20 protein-coding genes, 1 tRNA gene and 1 pseudogene are annotated in these 15,763 nt (G+C 69.1%); 8 read left to right on the top strand and 14 right to left on the bottom strand.

The window, feature by feature from the left end:
* Window positions 1-20: 20 nt before the first annotated feature.
* Both ACVCAG_RS04920 and ACVCAG_RS04915 read left to right on the top strand, forming a co-directional pair.
* A pseudogene (locus ACVCAG_RS04920) lies at window positions 21-1,553 on the top strand (nSTAND1 domain-containing NTPase); the annotation flags it as partial.
* Between the two features lie 185 nt (window positions 1,554-1,738).
* Entirely contained in the window at window positions 1,739-1,972 is a 234-nt protein-coding gene (locus tag ACVCAG_RS04915) for a WD40 repeat domain-containing protein (protein ID WP_447189510.1), read from the top strand.
* A 94-nt stretch (window positions 1,973-2,066) separates the two neighbouring features.
* Here the strand turns inward: ACVCAG_RS04915 and ACVCAG_RS04910 are convergent.
* Window positions 2,067-2,143, bottom strand: a tRNA-Lys gene (locus ACVCAG_RS04910).
* A gap of 256 nt (window positions 2,144-2,399) precedes the next feature.
* Here ACVCAG_RS04910 and ACVCAG_RS04905 point away from each other — a divergent pair.
* Window positions 2,400-2,771 (top strand): PRC-barrel domain containing protein, encoded by a 372-nt coding sequence (locus ACVCAG_RS04905; protein WP_362841268.1) that lies wholly within the window; start codon window positions 2,400-2,402, stop codon window positions 2,769-2,771.
* A gap of 135 nt (window positions 2,772-2,906) precedes the next feature.
* Here the strand turns inward: ACVCAG_RS04905 and ACVCAG_RS04900 are convergent, their stop codons facing one another.
* Window positions 2,907-3,506, bottom strand: coding sequence for a nucleotidyltransferase family protein (locus ACVCAG_RS04900; protein ID WP_440081669.1), 600 nt, complete (start codon window positions 3,504-3,506; stop codon window positions 2,907-2,909).
* 61 nt (window positions 3,507-3,567) lie between these two features.
* On the opposite strand from ACVCAG_RS04900, the gene ACVCAG_RS04895 reads away from it, so the two are divergent.
* Both ACVCAG_RS04895 and ACVCAG_RS04890 read left to right on the top strand, forming a co-directional pair.
* Window positions 3,568-4,083 carry a DUF6328 family protein gene (locus tag ACVCAG_RS04895; RefSeq protein WP_440081671.1) on the top strand — a complete coding sequence of 172 codons (516 nt, stop codon included), beginning with the start codon at window positions 3,568-3,570 and terminating at the stop codon, window positions 4,081-4,083.
* Window positions 4,084-4,108: 25 nt separating this feature from the next.
* Complete coding sequence (locus ACVCAG_RS04890) at window positions 4,109-4,258, top strand: GPGG-motif small membrane protein (protein ID WP_362697514.1); 150 nt, start codon at window positions 4,109-4,111, stop codon at window positions 4,256-4,258.
* 416 nt (window positions 4,259-4,674) lie between these two features.
* Here ACVCAG_RS04890 and ACVCAG_RS04885 read toward each other — a convergent pair whose 3' ends face one another.
* Both ACVCAG_RS04885 and ACVCAG_RS04880 read right to left on the bottom strand, forming a co-directional pair.
* Window positions 4,675-5,388, bottom strand: a complete 714-nt coding sequence (locus ACVCAG_RS04885) for a metallophosphoesterase (protein WP_440081672.1) — start codon at window positions 5,386-5,388, stop codon at window positions 4,675-4,677.
* Window positions 5,385-5,630, bottom strand: coding sequence for a BON domain-containing protein (locus tag ACVCAG_RS04880; protein WP_440081673.1), 246 nt, complete (start codon window positions 5,628-5,630; stop codon window positions 5,385-5,387). The genes ACVCAG_RS04885 and ACVCAG_RS04880 overlap by 4 nt, the downstream gene beginning before the upstream one ends.
* A gap of 145 nt (window positions 5,631-5,775) precedes the next feature.
* Here ACVCAG_RS04880 and ACVCAG_RS04875 point away from each other — a divergent pair, with 145 nt between their 5' ends.
* Entirely contained in the window at window positions 5,776-6,996 is a 1,221-nt protein-coding gene (locus ACVCAG_RS04875) for a glycosyltransferase (RefSeq protein WP_440081674.1), read from the top strand.
* A gap of 99 nt (window positions 6,997-7,095) precedes the next feature.
* On the opposite strand, the gene ACVCAG_RS04870 is transcribed toward ACVCAG_RS04875, so the two are convergent.
* The 9 genes from ACVCAG_RS04870 to ACVCAG_RS04830 all read right to left on the bottom strand — a co-directional run bounded on the left by ACVCAG_RS04870 (window position 7,096) and on the right by ACVCAG_RS04830 (window position 13,364).
* Window positions 7,096-7,347 (bottom strand): DUF4235 domain-containing protein, encoded by a 252-nt coding sequence (locus ACVCAG_RS04870; RefSeq protein WP_329084950.1) that lies wholly within the window; start codon window positions 7,345-7,347, stop codon window positions 7,096-7,098.
* 128 nt (window positions 7,348-7,475) lie between these two features.
* Window positions 7,476-7,745, bottom strand: a complete 270-nt coding sequence (locus ACVCAG_RS04865; protein WP_362697502.1) for a DUF6458 family protein — start codon at window positions 7,743-7,745, stop codon at window positions 7,476-7,478.
* A gap of 245 nt (window positions 7,746-7,990) precedes the next feature.
* Window positions 7,991-8,827 carry a MetQ/NlpA family ABC transporter substrate-binding protein gene (locus ACVCAG_RS04860; protein ID WP_440081675.1) on the bottom strand — a complete coding sequence of 279 codons (837 nt, stop codon included), beginning with the start codon at window positions 8,825-8,827 and terminating at the stop codon, window positions 7,991-7,993.
* A gap of 71 nt (window positions 8,828-8,898) precedes the next feature.
* Window positions 8,899-9,714 carry a DUF305 domain-containing protein gene (locus ACVCAG_RS04855; protein WP_447189509.1) on the bottom strand — a complete coding sequence of 272 codons (816 nt, stop codon included), beginning with the start codon at window positions 9,712-9,714 and terminating at the stop codon, window positions 8,899-8,901.
* Between the two features lie 89 nt (window positions 9,715-9,803).
* Complete coding sequence (locus ACVCAG_RS04850; protein ID WP_440081677.1) at window positions 9,804-10,673, bottom strand: lytic polysaccharide monooxygenase; 870 nt, start codon at window positions 10,671-10,673, stop codon at window positions 9,804-9,806.
* Between the two features lie 120 nt (window positions 10,674-10,793).
* Entirely contained in the window at window positions 10,794-11,705 is a 912-nt protein-coding gene (locus ACVCAG_RS04845; RefSeq protein ID WP_447189508.1) for an NADP-dependent oxidoreductase, read from the bottom strand.
* Between the two features lie 224 nt (window positions 11,706-11,929).
* Window positions 11,930-12,556 carry a dihydrofolate reductase family protein gene (locus tag ACVCAG_RS04840; protein WP_447189507.1) on the bottom strand — a complete coding sequence of 209 codons (627 nt, stop codon included), beginning with the start codon at window positions 12,554-12,556 and terminating at the stop codon, window positions 11,930-11,932.
* Complete coding sequence (locus ACVCAG_RS04835; protein WP_447189506.1) at window positions 12,553-13,029, bottom strand: SRPBCC domain-containing protein; 477 nt, start codon at window positions 13,027-13,029, stop codon at window positions 12,553-12,555. Before ACVCAG_RS04835 ends, ACVCAG_RS04840 begins: the two co-directional genes overlap by 4 nt.
* Window positions 13,026-13,364 carry an ArsR/SmtB family transcription factor gene (locus tag ACVCAG_RS04830; RefSeq protein WP_344746984.1) on the bottom strand — a complete coding sequence of 113 codons (339 nt, stop codon included), beginning with the start codon at window positions 13,362-13,364 and terminating at the stop codon, window positions 13,026-13,028. Before ACVCAG_RS04830 ends, ACVCAG_RS04835 begins: the two co-directional genes overlap by 4 nt.
* Before the next feature lie 284 nt (window positions 13,365-13,648).
* Here ACVCAG_RS04830 and cyaB point away from each other — a divergent pair, with 284 nt between their 5' ends.
* Window positions 13,649-14,227, top strand: coding sequence for a class IV adenylate cyclase (gene cyaB, locus ACVCAG_RS04825; protein WP_447189505.1), 579 nt, complete (start codon window positions 13,649-13,651; stop codon window positions 14,225-14,227).
* A gap of 97 nt (window positions 14,228-14,324) precedes the next feature.
* Here the strand turns inward: cyaB and ACVCAG_RS04820 are convergent, their stop codons facing one another.
* Window positions 14,325-14,945, bottom strand: a complete 621-nt coding sequence (locus ACVCAG_RS04820; protein ID WP_440081684.1) for a hypothetical protein — start codon at window positions 14,943-14,945, stop codon at window positions 14,325-14,327.
* Between the two features lie 231 nt (window positions 14,946-15,176).
* On the opposite strand from ACVCAG_RS04820, the gene ACVCAG_RS04815 reads away from it, so the two are divergent.
* Window positions 15,177-15,713, top strand: coding sequence for a histidine phosphatase family protein (locus ACVCAG_RS04815; RefSeq protein WP_440081685.1), 537 nt, complete (start codon window positions 15,177-15,179; stop codon window positions 15,711-15,713).
* Window positions 15,714-15,763 lie beyond the last annotated feature (50 nt).

Here is a 15,763-nt window from a genome sequence, read left to right as displayed (position 1 = left end):
GTCCGCAAATCCGCAATTTTATGTGTTTGACGGGTCGCGGAGTGAGGTGTCAGCATGCTGGTCAAGCTTGTCTCACAGCACACGATTTTCTGATAGTGGTTCGTGACGAGATTGACCTTCACTGTCACCGGGGGATGAGAGCGATGGGCCGTCCCGAGCGTGTGCTGGATCCGGAGAACGACCCTCTTCATCGATTCGCAGCCGAGCTCAGGGGACTTAGAGAAAAGGCGGGTAAACCGAGTTACCGTCAGCTTTCCCGGCGCGCGCATTTCTCGGTGACGGCGCTGTCGGAGGCGGCCGGTGGAGTGGTCGTCCCGAGTCTCGCGGTCACGCTCGCGTACGCCGAGGCGTGCGGCGGCGATCGTGACGAGTGGGAGAGCCGATGGCATGCCCTGATGAGCGTGCTCGCTCCGGCCGATTCCGCCCCCGAAGAGAGCGCGGCCCCCTATCTGGGGCTGGCGCCGTTCGGGCCGCAGGACGCGCCCCTGTTCTTCGGACGCGAACGGCTGGTACGACAGCTACGCGAACGGCTGGCCGGCTCCTCCTTCCTCGCGTTGTTCGGTCCCTCGGGAGCCGGGAAGTCGTCGGTCCTGCGGGCGGGCCTGTTGCCGGCTCTCACGGGGTCCGGGGCGGAGGGGAACGGCGGCGAATGGCTGGTTGTTCCGTTCACTCCCGGCGAGCAGCCGCTGCGGCATCTGTCCATTCGCCTCGCCAACGCGCAGGGCATCGTGGCCGGCCCGGTCCACGAGGCGCTCACCGCCTCGCCCGATGCCATCCGCACGCTGTGCGCGCAGACGTTGAGCGGCGGAGCGGACGGAACCCATCTGGTGATCGTCGTCGACCAGTTCGAGGAGACGTTCACCCTCTGCCGGGACGAGCATGAGCGCCGCGGCTTCGTGGCGGCGCTCCTGGCCGCCGCCCGTGAACCGCGGGTGCGTGTCGTGCTCGGCGTACGCGCCGACTTCTACGGGCACTGCGCCCATTACCCGGCCCTCGTGTCCGCGTTGCAGGACAACCAGGTGCTGATCGGGACGATGGACGACGACGACCTGCGTGCCGTCGTCACCGGCCCCGCCCGGCACGCGGGGGTGAAGGTCGACCCGGAGCTGGTCGATCTGGTCGTGGGCGGGGCGAGCGGGCAGGTGGGCGCGCTGTCGCTGGTCTCGCACGCCCTTCTGGAGACCTGGCGCCGCCGTAGGGGCGAGTCGCTCACCGTGGCCGCGTTCCGGGCGACCGGTGGCCTGCGCGGCGCGATCTCGCAGACCGCCGAGCGCGTCTACGGCGAGCTCGACCCGGACGAACAGGACGTGGCCAAAGGCGTGTTCCTGCGGCTGACCATGCCCGGCGACGGAACCGAGGACACCCGCAGACGTGCGCCCCGCACCGAGTTGGAGGCGAGCCACCACGGACGGCGAACGGCCAAGGTGCTCGACACGTTGATCGCGGCGCGGCTGGTCGTGGCCGAGGAGAACACCGTGACCATCGCACACGAGGCGTTGATCCGGGGCTGGCCCCGATTACGCACCTGGCTGGAGGAGGATCGCGAGCGGCTGCACGCCCACCGGCGGCTGGCCGAGGCCGCCGCCGAGTGGGACCGGCACGACCGGGACGAGGCGTTCCTGTATCGCGGGACGCGCCTTTCGAACGGGCATGAGCATCCGGCAAGGGCGCGCCTTTGGTGTTACGCGGTCACCAGGGCATGGTGTGGTCCGTTGCCTTCAGCCCCGACGGGTGATGGGTGGCGGGAACCGGCCACGACGGGACCGCCCGCATCTGGCGCACCGACGTGGCCGCACCCCCCATCACGGTGGGGGGTTTCGCCACCACCGCCGAGAGCATCGAGTTCTCCCGCGACGGAAAGCTGCTGGCCACCGCGCACGGAGACGGCACCGTGCGCCTGTGGCGCTGCACAGCCTGTGAACCGATCGACGACCTGCTCACCCGCGTCGACCGGCGACTCGCCGGCGAATGACGTCGCAGCCCGCCGGCGAGCGACCAAGCAAGATCGACCGATGCGTCGAAGTTCTTCGGAAACCAGAAAACCGCAGATCAAAGATCTGCGGTCATGGTGCGCCGCCAGGGACTCGAACCCCGGACCCGCTGATTAAGAGTCAGCTGCTCTAACCAACTGAGCTAGCGGCGCTTGACTTCGACAAGCTTACCGGACCCGTCACCGTGGTCCGTACATGAGTAGATATATGCCGCCAAAGAGCACCGGACGGCGAGATTCACGTCCCGGGTGCGGCGGTCGAAGCTCGCGATGACCTGCGGATTCGAGTGGAAACAAAGGCGAGCGAACAGTGTTCCGCACCTGCTGACTTGGGGAAATGCCGTTTAGGGCTCCTCGCTCGGGTACGTGACCGGAGCCCGGAGTATCAAGTCAAGGGAGATGTTCAACCATGCAACCTGAGCTCTGGAACTATCGAACCGACGTGTACGACCAGGACAGGACGCTCGACGTCGCCGGGTACCACGTCGAAGCCACCGATGGGAAGATCGGCTCCATCGACGAGGCGACGTACGAGGTCGGCGAGAGCTACCTCGTCGTCGACACGGGACCGTGGATCTTCGGCAAGAAGGTCCTCCTGCCGGCGAGCACGGTGACGCAGATCGACCCGCAGGAGAAGAAGGTCTACATCGCGCGCACCAAGCAGGAGATCAAGGACGCCCCCGAGTTCGACGAGGCGAACTTCAAGGAGCCCGCGTACCGCGACCGTGTCGGCGAGTACTACGGCCGCTTCCCCTTCGGCGGGGGCCCCGGAACCTTCTGACCCGGACTTCCGGGCACGGGTCTTGTGATCCGGAACCTGCGGATCCGGGATTCCGAACCCGGCACACCGGACGAGACGACGAGAGGGGCCCCGCCGGACGGCGGGGCCCCTCCGCGTTCGCGGGACGGTCGTGTCTCACGGCCAGGTCGGGTCACCGGAGGAGTCGATGGGGCCGGGGATGACGTCAAGGCGCTGGAGAAGGGTGAGAAAGGTGGAGGCGTAGGGGGAGTCCTGGACGACGGCGGCGACGCGGTCCCAGTCGACCTGCTCGCGCAGGGCGCGGACCTGGGGCAGCAGGGAGCCGTAGTCGCAACTGTGCTCGGAGAGCGGCAGCAGCCAGGAGATGACCAGGTCGGTGGCCTCCAGGACGGGTAGGATCACCGCCGAAGCCTTCATCGGCTCCGCCCGCTTCAACAATTCGGGGGTGACCGGATGGTCGCAGATCGAGAAGATCAGATCCACCAGCCTGCCCTCGTCGAAGGCCTTGACCAGCCAGTCCTCCGGCGGCTGCCTGGACGTCTCGAATCCCAGCTTGCCCAGCGCCTCGAGCGCGAGCGGCACGTCCTCCTGGGGGAGGACGAAGTCGACGTCGTGGAGCGAGGGGGCGGCTCCACGCGCGTAGGCCGCACAGCCTCCGGCAAGAGCGAACCTGACGTCCGCGTCCTTCAACCCGCTGCTCGCTCGCTTCAGCGTTTCCAGGATCGCGTCGGTGACCTCGTGACTGTGGCTTCCCATAGCCATCGCCGTACCCCGTAACTTCCCAGGTAGGCATGCCAAACCTTTCCTTGGGTAAACGATGCGCATGATTCAACCTGAACATGCGCAAAGGGAACATCCCGAACCCGGAGAGACCCGCAAGGAACGCGTCGACCGCGAACTCGGCGAGTTGTTACAGGGCCTGCGCGTCGCGGTCACCGGCGTGCAGGTGCTGTTCGCCTTCCTGTTCAGCCTGCCGTTCGCGGCGGGCTTCAACAAAGTGGACGCCCTGGGGCGCTGGCTGTTCTTCATCGCCCTGCTGAGCGCGGCCGTCGCGTCCGTCTGTTTCATCACCCCCGCCGCCCAGCACCGCCTGCTCTTCAGGACCGGGCTGAAGGAGAAGATGCTGCACCGCGCCAACGCGCTCGGGATCGCGGGGGCCGCCGGGCTCGCGGTCGCGATGACGAGCTCGGTGGCGCTCGTCGCGGAAACGGTCCTCAACGCCTGGCCGGCGGCGGTGTTCGCCGGGGCCGTGGCCCTGCTGAGCGCCTGGCTGTGGTTCATCCAGCCGATAGTTGATCTGTACAGAACCGAGGATGATGAAGATGTTAAGTAGCGAATTGTGAGGGCAGAGGCGGGTTATGGCTACCTTGCTTTGGATCATCGCAGTCGTTCTCGTCATCTCCGGGATCTACGTCATCCTGGCCCGTCGCGATTTCCTCTGGGGAATCGTCCTCATCGTCCTCGGCTTCCTCGTCGGCCCCGGGGGTGTGAGCATCTTCAATGTGTGACGCGAGCCTCGCGCTCGCCGCACACAGACCGGTGCGAGCCCAGTGCTCGCACACCCTCCAGGTGCGGGCCACACGACCCGCACACGATCCCGTACGGCCTGATGTCCGTACGCCACCCGGTGCGGGCCCGAGGCCGGCACACTTCTCGACGTGGGCACCACGCTCGCGAAGAACATTCGTAAGAAGCATGTAAGCGCCCCGAACTCCCACAGAAGCCTCGCGGGCCGGGTGTCCCCCGGCCCGCTTCTTCATGCCCGAGGGCATGAAGAAGACATGGTCAAGGCCGTACGAGTCCGTCCGCTACCTCTCCTCGGGCGGGACTCCCCGTGCCGGACTCCCGCCGTCGGATTCGCCCGCCGAACGGGCGCGCCGGATCCGCGCGTCAGAGCGCGGCAGAGCGCGTCAGTCAGAGCGCGTCAGAGGAGATACACGCCGTACGCCCGGCCCAGCACCGGCAGCGCCACGTTGCGCACCCGGATACCGCCCGGCGTGACACCCTTCTCCGTGCCGGCGTGGGCGTGCCCATGGATGATCAGATCGGCGCCCTCGGCGTCGACCGCCTCGGCCAGCAGGTAGCTGCCGAGGAAGGGATAGATCTCCAGCGGCTCCCCGGCGAGGGTGTCCTTGACCGGCGAGTAGTGGGACAGCACGACCCTGCGGTCGGCCTGCAGCTCCTTCAGCGCCACCCGCCAGCGGTCGGCGATCCGCTTGGTGTGCCCGACGAACGCCTTGATCTCCGGCTCGCCGAAGTCGCTGGCGCACTTGCCCGCGTACCCCCCGCCGAAGCCCTTGCCGCCGACCACCCCGAGCCGCACCCCGTCGATGTCGAGCACCGTCGCGTCGTCGTGCAGGACCTCGATCCCGGTGTCGCGCAGCAGGGCGGCGATCTCGGCGGGCCGGTCGGAGTGGTGATCGTGGTTGCCGAGCACGGCCACCACCGGGATCGGCAGGTCGCGGAACTCGTCCGCCACCACCCGCCCCTCCTCCATCGTGCCGTGCCGGGTCAGGTCCCCGGCGAGCAGCAGGACGTCGGCCTTCTCACCGATGTCGTGGAGGTGCTCGCGATAGCTCCCCTTGCGACTCTCGTCCAGGTGTACGTCACCGACCGCCGCGATCCGCACGTCTCTCACAGCCTCTCCTCCCCCACCGGGTCCCGCACGTCCACGATGTCCATCTCGTTGTGGATGGCCAGCCCGGGGGCCGCCTCGCCGGCGACTTCGGCGATCAGCTTGCTGCGGTCGGTGCTGGCGACCTGGCCGCGCAGGTAGAGCTGATCACCCCGGATGTCCACCCGGATGCCGAGTTCCGTGGTTCTCTCGTCCTCGGCGAGCGCGCGTTGCACGCGCGCCGCGACGTACTGGGGAGCCTCCATCGTCGAACTCCTTTCCGTCCAAAACTGCTCGCCTTCCCGTGAATCCCAAGGTCAAACACGTTTAAAGTCCCCGGTCAGGGCAGGGGAGGCCGGTATGCCTAGGACGCAGGCACGCCCGCCCCGTACACCCGGTGGAGCCGTGTCGATGAAGATCGCGATGGTGTCAGAGCATGCCAGTCCCCTCGCAGCCGTCGGCGGAGCCGACGCCGGGGGCCAGAACGTCCACGTCGCCGCCCTGTCCCTCGCGCTCGCCGCGCGCGGGCACGAGGTGACCGTCTACACCCGCAGGGAGTGCCCCTCCCAGCCTGAGGAGACCTCCCTGGCCCCCGGGGTCACCGTGGTCCACGTCCCCGCCGGACCCGCCATGCCCCTGTCCAAGGACGACCTGCTCCCCTGGATCCCCGACTTCGGCCGGTGGCTCGCCAGGCGTTGGAGCGCCGCGCCACCCGACATGGTCCACAGCCACTTCTGGATGAGCGGCCTGGCCGCCCTGGCCGCCGCGAGGGACGCCGCCGTCCCCATCGTGCACACCTTCCACGCCCTCGGTACGGTCAAGCGCCGCCACCAGGGCACGGACGACTCCAGCCCGCGCGAGCGCCTCAAGATCGAGGCGATGGTCGCCTCCCAGGTGGACGCGATCGTCGCGACCTGTGCCGACGAGGTGGCGGAACTGCGCAGGATGCGGATTCCGCGGAGCCGGGCGAGGGTCGTGCCCTGCGGCGTCGACGTGCGCTCCTTCACCCCCGCCGGCCCGAGGAGGGACCTCGGCCCGGGGCCCGTCCTGCTCGCCATCGGCCGTCCCGTCCGCCGCAAGGGCGTGGACACCACGATTCACGCCCTCGCCCGCGTTCCCGGCGCCACCCTGGTCGTCGCCGGCGGCGACCTGGACGACCCGGAGGCGGACAGGCTCTCGCGCGTGGCCGCCCGGTGCGGCGTGGCGGACCGCGTCAGGTTCCTCGGCAGGGTGGACAGGGAGAGCGTCCCCACCCTGATGCGCTCCGCGGACGTCGTGGTCAGCATGCCCTGGTACGAACCGTTCGGCATCGTGCCGCTGGAGGCCATGGCCTGCGGCGTACCGGTGGTGGCGTCCGCGGTGGGCGGGCATCTGGACACCGTCGTCCCCGAGGTCACCGGCCTGCTGGTCCCGCCGCGAGAGCCGCACACGCTGGGCGGGGCGCTGCGCCGGTTGCTCGCCGCGCCGTCCCTGCTGGCGGCCTACGGGGCGGCGGCCGCCGCCCGGGCACGCTCACGCTACGACTGGAACCGGATCGCCGCCCAGACCTCCGCCGTGTACGCGGAGGTGCTCTCCTCCCGTGTCCCGGCGCGGCGGTCGGCCGGCGCCCGCCCGTGTCCCGGAGCCGCCTGACGGTCTCGGACGTGCGAAGGCCCCCGGTCCCGCAGACGGGATCGGGGGCCATCCGGCGCGAGGCCGGCCGCCGGTGGTGACGGCGGCTACCTCACGGGGTCACTTGCCGGTGGCTCTGTGGATGCTCCGGGACGCGGAACGGTCGATCGCGGCCTTGACCACACCGAAGATGGCGCCCTGGATGGCCGACGCCACGAGGATCTCGCCCCAGCCGTACTCGTCCGACGTCGCCTGGGGGGCGTCGTCCTTGCCCGACGCGAGCTTCCAGACCTGCTTGAAGATGACCCCGGCGATCGCGCCACCGAGCATTCCGCTCACGGCGCTCGCACCGCGGGATACGACTCTGCTCACGTCCTGTGCCCTCCGTTCGCGTTCATTGAAACGGCACGCCTACCCGTGGGGACCGCTTTCTAACGGACCCGGATCGGCCGGCGGTACCCGCCGATGTCGCGGCTCCCCCGCCGGAGAGGTCCGCGGGATCACACCGCCGGGGGGTCGTTGTAGTGGCGCTCCTGGTAGGTGCGGCGCTGGGTGACGGGGTCGTCGATCACCGTGGTGGTCGTCGAGTCCGGCACCACCGCCCGGCGGGCGAGGCTGAGCCGGTACACGGCGAACAGGAGCCACGCGAGGCCGCCGATCATCAGGATGACACCGACGATGTTGATGTCGAATCCGGCGATGTCGAATTCGACCGCCCACGTGAGAATGGCGCCGAGCATAATGAGAACGATGCCGCCTGCGATGGTCATGGGATCTCCTCCTTCGAGCCAACCCACCCCATCTATCCCCCATGCGGATCTCAAACGTCACCTCATGGAGGTAGATGCGGACCGCGGCCTCCCGTTCGTCGTCACAGGCCCGCCGGTCCTGGAAAAGCCGTCGGCCGCGCCCCCCGCGAGACTGGCGGGGAGGCGCGGCCGAGGCGTCGCGCGGGAGATGGTGACCGCCCCGGGGCGGATCACCGGAAACGGCACCGGACGGAGCACCGGGCGGGTCACTCGGCGGGCAGGACCGCGCCCTTGTACCTGTCCTCGATGAACTTCTTGACCTCGGGACCGGTGAGGAGCTCGGCGAGCTTCTTCACGCGGGGGTCGTCCACCTTGCCCGGGACGGTGACCAGGCCGTTGGCGTACGGGTTGCCCTCGCCCTTCTCCAGGATCAGGGAGTCGGTCGCGGGCTGCAGCCCGGCCTCCAGGGCGTAGTTGCCGTTCACGATCGCGGCGTCCACGTCCTCCAGGGAGCGGGGCAGCTGGGCCGCCTCGAGGGGCTTGAACTCCAGTCCCTTGGGGTTGCCCGCGACGTCGCGCTCGGTGGCCTTGACGCCCACGCCCTCCTTGAGGGTGATCACGCCGTTGTCGGCCAGGAGCTTGAGCGAGCGGCCGAGGTTGCTCGCGTCGTTGGGCAGTGCCACCTGGGCGCCCTGGGCGAGCTCGGAGACGTTCTTGATCTTCTTGGAGTACAGGCCGAGCGGCTCGATGTGCACCGGGGCGACCCAGCTGAGCTTGATGTCCTTGCCCTTGGAGAACTCCTCCAGGTACGGGATGTGCTGGAAGTAGTTCGCGTCCAGGTTGCCCTCGTCCAGCTGGGTGTTGGGCTGGACGTAGTCGGTGAACTCGACGATCTCCAGGTTCAGCCCGGCCTTGGCGGCGAGGTTGTCCTTGACGTACTTGAGCACCTCGCCGTGGGGCACGGGGTTGACCCCGACCCTGAGCGGGGCGTCGGCCTTCGGCGTGCCGCCGGCGGGCTGGGCCGTGTCGGTGGACGTCCCCCCGCACGCGGCCAGGGTCCCGGCCAGGACCAACCCGGCCACGACCCCAAAGATCTTGCGCATGACTCTCCCCTTAATTCCCCTTATATCAAGTAGGGAATATATCTCACATAAGGGAGTGTAAGGACAAATCCTTACTGGTCGCGCAAGGCCAGCATCTGCGCGATCTGTGCCGTACGCGAGACGTCGACGCGCCTGGCCATCTCGGTGACCTGGGAGTGCAGCCCGGTCGCGACCTCCACTTTGGCCATCTGGGCGGCGTCGTCCTGCTGGGCGATCAGCATGTCGAGGAACCTCCGCTCGAACTCGGCCGGTGGAGCGGCGATCAGCGCCGCCATCTCCTCCTCGCTCACCCCCGGCATCCCGCCGTGGGCGGCGTGCTCGTCGTCCTTCGCGGTCGCGGGCCGCCCCCAGGCGTTCAGCAGCCCGGACATCGAGGCGGACTCGCGTTCCTGGGTCACGCCGATCGCCTCGGCGAGCTCCTTGACCTCGGGGCGGACCGGCCGCTCGCGCACCAGCCGCACCAGCCGTACCCCCTGGGTGTTGTGGGGCACCATCATCTGCAGGAACATCACGTCGGGGGCGTTGAAGGCGACTCCCGCGGCGGTCCCCGCCGGCGGGGCGGGCGAGGGGCTGGGCAGTCCCGCGCCCGCGCCGTGCGCCGAGTGGTCGGAACCATGATCGGCGCCTTGGCCCGAAGCCCGGCCGGGATCCTGGCCGGACCCCTGCCCGGAGCCGCCGTGCGCTTCGTGGCCGGAACCCTGGCCGGAGGCGCCGGACGTGCCCTGGGCGGGAACGGGGGGCGGCGGCTGGACGGGGACACCCGGGGTGCCGTGCGCCCCGTGACCGGCGGGGCCTCCGCGGAGTTCCTGGATGTTGCCGGCACCGCAGCCGGAGAGCAGGAGAACTCCCAGGACGACCGCCGGGACCACCGGAACCGCACGCTTCATGACGAACTCCTCGGTTCTCGGGAGGATTCTCGGGAGAGCGACGATCCCGGCCGGGGCGGCGGCGGCCACCCCGGCCGGATCTCACCGGGTCAGACGCGTCGCCACAGGGCCGCGACGTTCGGCGGCTCCCAGCCGGTCAGCGCGGTGTGCGCCTGCAGGCACTGGTAGGTCACGCCGCCGTAGGTCACCGTGGCGCCCACCGCGTAGGCGGTGCCCGCCTTCCAGGTGCCGCCCGGCTGGCTCGTCGGGGTGGGCGTCGGGGTCGGGGTGGGGGTCCGCGTGGGAGTCACCGTCGGGGTCGGCGTGGGGTCGGGGCTGGGGTTGGTGCCGCCGAAGTTCACGTCGGAACAGGTGTAGAAGGCCTCCGTGCTGCCCACGATGCGCTGCCAGATCGAGAAGATGAGCTGGCGGCCGCTCCGCTGCGGGAGGTTGATCGTCCAGTTGGTGAACTGGGTGGGGTTCTGGTTGTTGAAGGTCCTGATGTGCTCCAGATCCGACCAGCGCAGCGGCTGGGTGGGACTCCAGCTCTGCTTGGTGATGTAGAACTCGAAGTTGCTGTTCGCGTGCGGCGCGGTCGCGTGGTAGGTGACCGTGAGCGGCCCCGGGGAGACCGAGGTGGCGGGCCAGTCGGCCCTGGCGAGGTTGAGCCCGCGGTACTTGTCCCGCCCGGCGCCGCACAGCTGGCCGTCGGGGATGATCTGGCGGTGGTTGCCGCCCGCTTCGAGCCGGGACACCTCGTGCCAGTCGTAGAACGCCTGGGTGCCCCCGGCCGCGACGGCCGCCTTGCACGCTTCCGACTTGGGGGTCTCCGGACCTTCGTTCTTGCAGACGTAGGCCCGGCTGGGCGGGTTCGACATGGACCCGTGGGCCACCGCCGCGGTGGACGGCAGCAGGGCGAACAGGGACCCTACGCCGATCGCGGCGGCGGTACCGGTGGCCAGCTTGTGTCGCAGATGCACGTGGACTCCTCCTGGAGCGAGAAATGGGAGGCGGGACTGTCCAACGAGCCGACGGATAGCACGTTATTAACAAGAAACCTTACTAAGGGTTCTGGTCATAAGACCAGCGATACGGCCATATCAGTCCATGACCAGCACGACCTTGCCCCGCCCGTGCCCGGTGGCGACCTCGCGGTGGGCGTCCGCGGCCCGCTCCAGGGGGTAGGTACGGCGTACCGGGAAGACGAGCCTGCCCTCGGCGTACAGGGCGGCGAGCTCGGCCAGGCGGGACGCCAGCCGCACCCCCCTGGTCACCTGCACCCCCAGCTCCGCTGCCCTGCCGTGCTCGACGAGCGTGACGATGCGCTCACCCTTCACCAGTTGCAGGGAGACCTCCAGCGCCTCGCCGCCCGCGCCGTCCAGGACCATGTCCACCCCGCCGGGGGCGAGGGCGCGCACCCGCTCCAGCAGGCCCTCGCCGTACGTGACGGGGATCGCGCCGAGCTCGCGCAGGTAGTCGTGGTTCTCCTCGCGGGCCGTGCCGATCACCGTGGCCGCCCCCCAGAGCCGGGCGAGCTGGACCGCCGCGGTGCCGACCGCGCCCGCGGCGGCGTGGACCAGGACCGTGTCGCCCTCCCCCACCCCGAGCTGCCGCAGCGCGATGTGGGCGGTCTGGGTCCCGGCGGTGAAACCGCCCGCCACGTCCCAGGGCATGTTCGCGGGCTTGGGCGTGACGTTCTCCGCGGGCACGACCACGTACTCGGCGTAGGCGTTCAGCAGGTTGAAGCCCAGGACCTCGGCACCGGCCGAGACCTCGCCCACCCCCGCGCCCACCTGGTCGACCACCCCGGCGAACTCGTTGCCCGGCACGCGGGGCAGCCCACCGCCGACCCCGTCCGGGGTCCACCCCGACCTGATGGCCAGGTCGAACGGCTGCACGCCCGCGGCCCTGATCCGCACCCGCACCTGCCCCTCACCCGCCTCGGGCGTCGGAAGCTCCGTCGCCCGCAACACCTCGGGACCGCCGAACTCGAAAAACGCGGCTGCCTTCACAGGATTCCCCTTCGCTCATGTACGTCGCCGCCCAGCCTGCGACCTCAAGCGCTGTTGAGGTCAACTCACGCGCTCCGGGTCCCGGCTCAAGGACTTCCTCCGTTCCTCGCGTAGAGGTCCAGGCGCCCCCGGTGGATTCCCCGCGTCACCACGGAGATCAGTCCGCCCCCACCGCGATTCGGTGTGATCCAAAACGGTGAACGTGTCCGCTCCTGGTCACCGCACTAGACAAAGGCCGTGACGCCCTCGTACTCCGCTACCGGGGCGGCGCCGGCGGTCTCGTACCGGAGCAGCAGCAGGCCGTTCGCCGTCACCTCGTGATGGACGAGCCGAAGGCCGACGGGACCGCTCGGGTGGTCGAGCAGCCGCCGCCCGGAACCGGTCACGACCGGGGCGACGACGAGCCGGAGCGTGTCGACGAGGCCCGCCGCCAGCAGGGCGTTGCCGAGTCGCGCGCTCCCGTGGACCTGAAGTTCCCGTCCTGGCCGCGCCTTGAGCTCCCCGACGGTCTGGATCGGGTCGCCGCGGAGCACGGTCGTCGGATGCCAGTTCCCTTCGGTGAGGGTGTTGGTCACCACGTACTTCGGCAGTGAGTTCATCCGCTCGGTGTACGGGTCGTCCGGGTCGGTGATCCGCGGCCAGTCCCGGGCGAACGCCTCGTAGGTTCGCCGCCCGAGCAGCAGACCGTCGGCGAGGTCCAGCCACTCGGAGGTACGCCGGACGAAGAGCTCGTCCAGGTAGGGCACGAGCCAGCCGCCTCGGGTGAAGCCGTCGCTCGTGTCCTCGGCCGGCGAGCCGGGCCCCTGGCTGACCCCGTCGAGGGTGACGAACTCCGTGAGAGTGATCTTCACCGCGCGGCCCGGCTCTCCGCGAGCACGGCGAGTTGCTCGGTGACCGAGCCCACGCCGTCGAGGAAGCCGAGTTCCTCGTGGCGGGCGCGGGCGGCCGGATCGCCGTGCCGGACGATGATCCGGTAGTCCGTGCCGTCCGGATGGTCGCTCAGCGTGATCTCGGCCGTCATCGGCACCGGCGCGGGATTCGCGGGGCGCCAGGCGCTGTCGATCGCGTTCGTGTACACGATCCGCTCAAGCTCGTCGACGACGAGGAAACTCGCGTCCATGTGCGGGACGAAGTCCACCCCGCCGTCGCTCAGCCGCGTCACGATCGCCCCGCCAGGCCGGACGTCGAGGCGCTCGACGCGGCACACGGTCGGCGCCGGGACCCACCACCTCTCGAAGAGGGACGGGTCGGTCCACGCGCTCCACACGGCGGCGCGGGGCGCGCGGATGACCCGCCGCAGGGTCAGGTCGAGATCGGGGTTCACGGGTGTTTCTCCTTGGGATCGGTGACGAGGCGTTCGAGCCGGTCGGTGCGCTCTTCCCAGACCTGGCGCTGCTCTTCGAGCCAGCCGTCGACGAGAGCGAGACGGTCGCGGTTGAGCACGCAGGTGCGCACCCGGCCGAGCTTGACCGTGCGGATCAGGCCGTTCGCCTCCAGCGTCCGCACGTGCTTCATGAAGGAGGGAAGGGTCATCGGGAACTCGCGGGCGAGATCGCCCACGCTCGTCGGGCCGCGGCCGAGGCGCCGGATGACGCCGCGCCGCGTCGGGTCGGCAAGGGCGACGAACACGCCGTCGAGCTCAGCCGAATACTGTGCCATGCGGCTAAGTATTTCCCGCAGAAACACTTAGCGCAAGGGCTAAGTGTTCAGGGCGTCCGGGTGCCCGGCCCACTGCGTTCAGAACAGCCGCGGAACCCGTTCGGTGTCGTTGCAGAGCGCTGGGCCGGCCACTTTTCAGAGTCCGGTGGCCGTGCGGATGTTCTACCTCTCAACGTGTCGATAAGGAGCGGCCAGTTGCGATGTTCCTCGCGTGGGAGCTGTGACGCTCCCGGTAGGCTCCCCGAGTTGCGGTAGAGACCGGGGAGGCCATTGTCACGCACGGGGTGCAGGAGATCGAGGTCAAGTACCGGGTGGATGACCTGGCGGCGCTGGAGGACGCTCTCACTCAGAGAGGAGCTCTGCTGTCGGCCCCTTCGCACCAGGACGATCAGGCGTACGCCGAGGACGGGTGGACCTACGCCGACAGCAAGATCGGCAGGTCGTTCGCCAGGCTGCGCACCCAGCAGGGTCGGCACCTGTTCACCGTGAAGCGGCCCGTTGACAACGCGATGGCGTGCCTGGAGCACGAGACGACCGTCGCCGACCGGGAGCAGATGCACCACGCCATCACACTCATGGGCTTTCATCCCACGGTTCGCATTGTGAAGACCCGGCGCACCGCGGCGTTGGGGGAGATGACGATCTGCGTCGACGAGGTGGAGCACGCCGGAGCGTTCGTTGAGATCGAACGCACCGTACACGGGCAGGAGTCCGGCATCGCCGTTCAGGAGGAGCTCGACTGCTTCGCACGGTCGCTCGGCGTCCCGTTGGAGCGTACGAACGACACCTACGACTCGCTGGTGCGCACCGCACCGGCCCCGGCCACGTCCCTCTCGCCAGCCGGCGCGTCTGAGCGCGTTTGAGTCCCCCTCCACCCCGGATCAGGTACCCGGCGGTCTCTCTGGGTCGCGGGGGCAGACCAGCACGACGGTGGTCTGGACTACCCCCGGCGGCGAGAGATTACTTCTGCAGGGACTTCTTGTAGGCGGCGGCGGCAGCCTTGATATCACTGGTGGCGGTGCTGGGGTCAAACATGCTGTGGACGGTGATATGCGCGTCGGGGCGATTGCTGTACGGCCATTCCCCACCTTTGTCGCGGTCCCACAGACGCAGGCTCTGCTGGTCTTCGCAGTGGTCGAGGAGGCGCTCACAGCCACCCGCGACGACTTTCCAATTGTGGAACTTGGCGCCACAGGCGGGCCGCTCGGTGAAGACCCAGTCGATGACGTAGTAGCGGGGCCAGATTTCCGCTTCCCGCAGCGCCACGAATTCCTGGTTGTTCTGGTAGAGCTGATACTCCGAATGGCTGGTGTTGAGGGTGATGGTCTTCCCGCGGATACCGACGTCCTGCTTGAACGCCATGCCCAGGCTGGGCACGGTGATGATCCGGTCCGGGTATTCGGCGGGAGACAACCAGTCCGTGACGGTGCCCTCGTCGTCCATGTCGCGCCGCCGGGTCAGGTGGAACGTCGCGATGTTCTGGCCCGGCGTGATGCGCGGATTCTCGATGCGGTACTTGGCGGTGGAAACCGAGTACGGATTGGTACCGTACTGCTCCGGGCCGATGACAGCTTTAATCATTGAGGCCGCTCCCATGATTTTCCGACACGGACCCTGAACGGTACGACTTGGTATCGGCGCTGTCGAGGTTGGATCCTGGCCCTCGCCTGGTATCGGGACGGTGGGACGACTCGCAAAACCGAACACAGCCCGGACTTCTATCGTCGCCTCTTCTGCGCTCCGCCAGATGATGACCGTCCGCTTCGGGAGAAGAGCCGGGAGGCGCGTCGGGGGCGGCGTTAGCGTGACGTCATGCCGATAGAGATCGTGTTCGAGACACATTCGTGGAGCCAGGACAACGATCGGGGGGTCGCCACCGGATGGCTGCCCGGCCGCCTGTCCGAGCGGGGACGGCACCTGGCCGGGGAACTGGGCGAGCGACGGCGCGAGGACGGCCTGGCGGCCGTCTTCACCTCCGACCTCGCCCGGGCGGTCGAGACCGCCTCCCTGGCGTTCGCCGACACCGATATCCCGATCCTGCATGACTGGCGGCTTCGGGAGTGCGACTACGGCGCCGGCAACGGCATGCCCGCGATCCGGCTGCACCGGAACCGGTCCGAGCACCTCGACACGCCATATCCGGGAGGAGAGAGCTGGCGGCAGGCGGTGCGTCGCGTGGGCCGCTTTCTCGGTGACCTGTCCCTACGCTGGTCCGACACGCGAGTCCTGGTGATCGGCCACGTCGCGACACGGTGGGCGTTCGATCACCTCATCGACGATGTCCCCTTGGAGAAGCTGGTGGACGCCGACTTCGGCTGGCGCGAGGGATGGGAGTACCGGCTGGCCTGACGGGCAGCCGAAAACCGGCCCGCACGATCACCGCGGCGGGACGGGGACCC

The sequence above is a fragment of the Streptosporangium sp. G12 genome (assembly GCF_052983175.1).
The sequence above is the reverse complement of the archived record's forward strand: the minus strand, read 5'-3'. Positions and strand labels throughout refer to the sequence as shown.

What these genes read in the sequence shown, in the direction of transcription:
- ACVCAG_RS04905 (WP_362841268.1), top strand. Translation starts at nt 2,400, where the DNA reads ATGCAACCTGAGCTCTGGAACTATCGAACCGACGTGTACGACCAGGAC.
- ACVCAG_RS04900 (WP_440081669.1), bottom strand. Translation starts at nt 3,506, where the DNA reads ATGGGAAGCCACAGTCACGAGGTCACCGACGCGATCCTGGAAACGCTG.
- ACVCAG_RS04895 (WP_440081671.1), top strand. Translation starts at nt 3,568, where the DNA reads ATGCGCATGATTCAACCTGAACATGCGCAAAGGGAACATCCCGAACCC.
- ACVCAG_RS04890 (WP_362697514.1), top strand. Translation starts at nt 4,109, where the DNA reads ATGGCTACCTTGCTTTGGATCATCGCAGTCGTTCTCGTCATCTCCGGG.
- ACVCAG_RS04880 (WP_440081673.1), bottom strand. Translation starts at nt 5,630, where the DNA reads ATGGAGGCTCCCCAGTACGTCGCGGCGCGCGTGCAACGCGCGCTCGCC.
- ACVCAG_RS04875 (WP_440081674.1), top strand. Translation starts at nt 5,776, where the DNA reads ATGAAGATCGCGATGGTGTCAGAGCATGCCAGTCCCCTCGCAGCCGTC.
- ACVCAG_RS04865 (WP_362697502.1), bottom strand. Translation starts at nt 7,745, where the DNA reads ATGACCATCGCAGGCGGCATCGTTCTCATTATGCTCGGCGCCATTCTC.
- ACVCAG_RS04860 (WP_440081675.1), bottom strand. Translation starts at nt 8,827, where the DNA reads ATGCGCAAGATCTTTGGGGTCGTGGCCGGGTTGGTCCTGGCCGGGACC.
- ACVCAG_RS04855 (WP_447189509.1), bottom strand. Translation starts at nt 9,714, where the DNA reads ATGAAGCGTGCGGTTCCGGTGGTCCCGGCGGTCGTCCTGGGAGTTCTC.
- ACVCAG_RS04830 (WP_344746984.1), bottom strand. Translation starts at nt 13,364, where the DNA reads ATGGCACAGTATTCGGCTGAGCTCGACGGCGTGTTCGTCGCCCTTGCC.
- ACVCAG_RS04820 (WP_440081684.1), bottom strand. Translation starts at nt 14,945, where the DNA reads ATGATTAAAGCTGTCATCGGCCCGGAGCAGTACGGTACCAATCCGTAC.
- ACVCAG_RS04815 (WP_440081685.1), top strand. Translation starts at nt 15,177, where the DNA reads ATGCCGATAGAGATCGTGTTCGAGACACATTCGTGGAGCCAGGACAAC.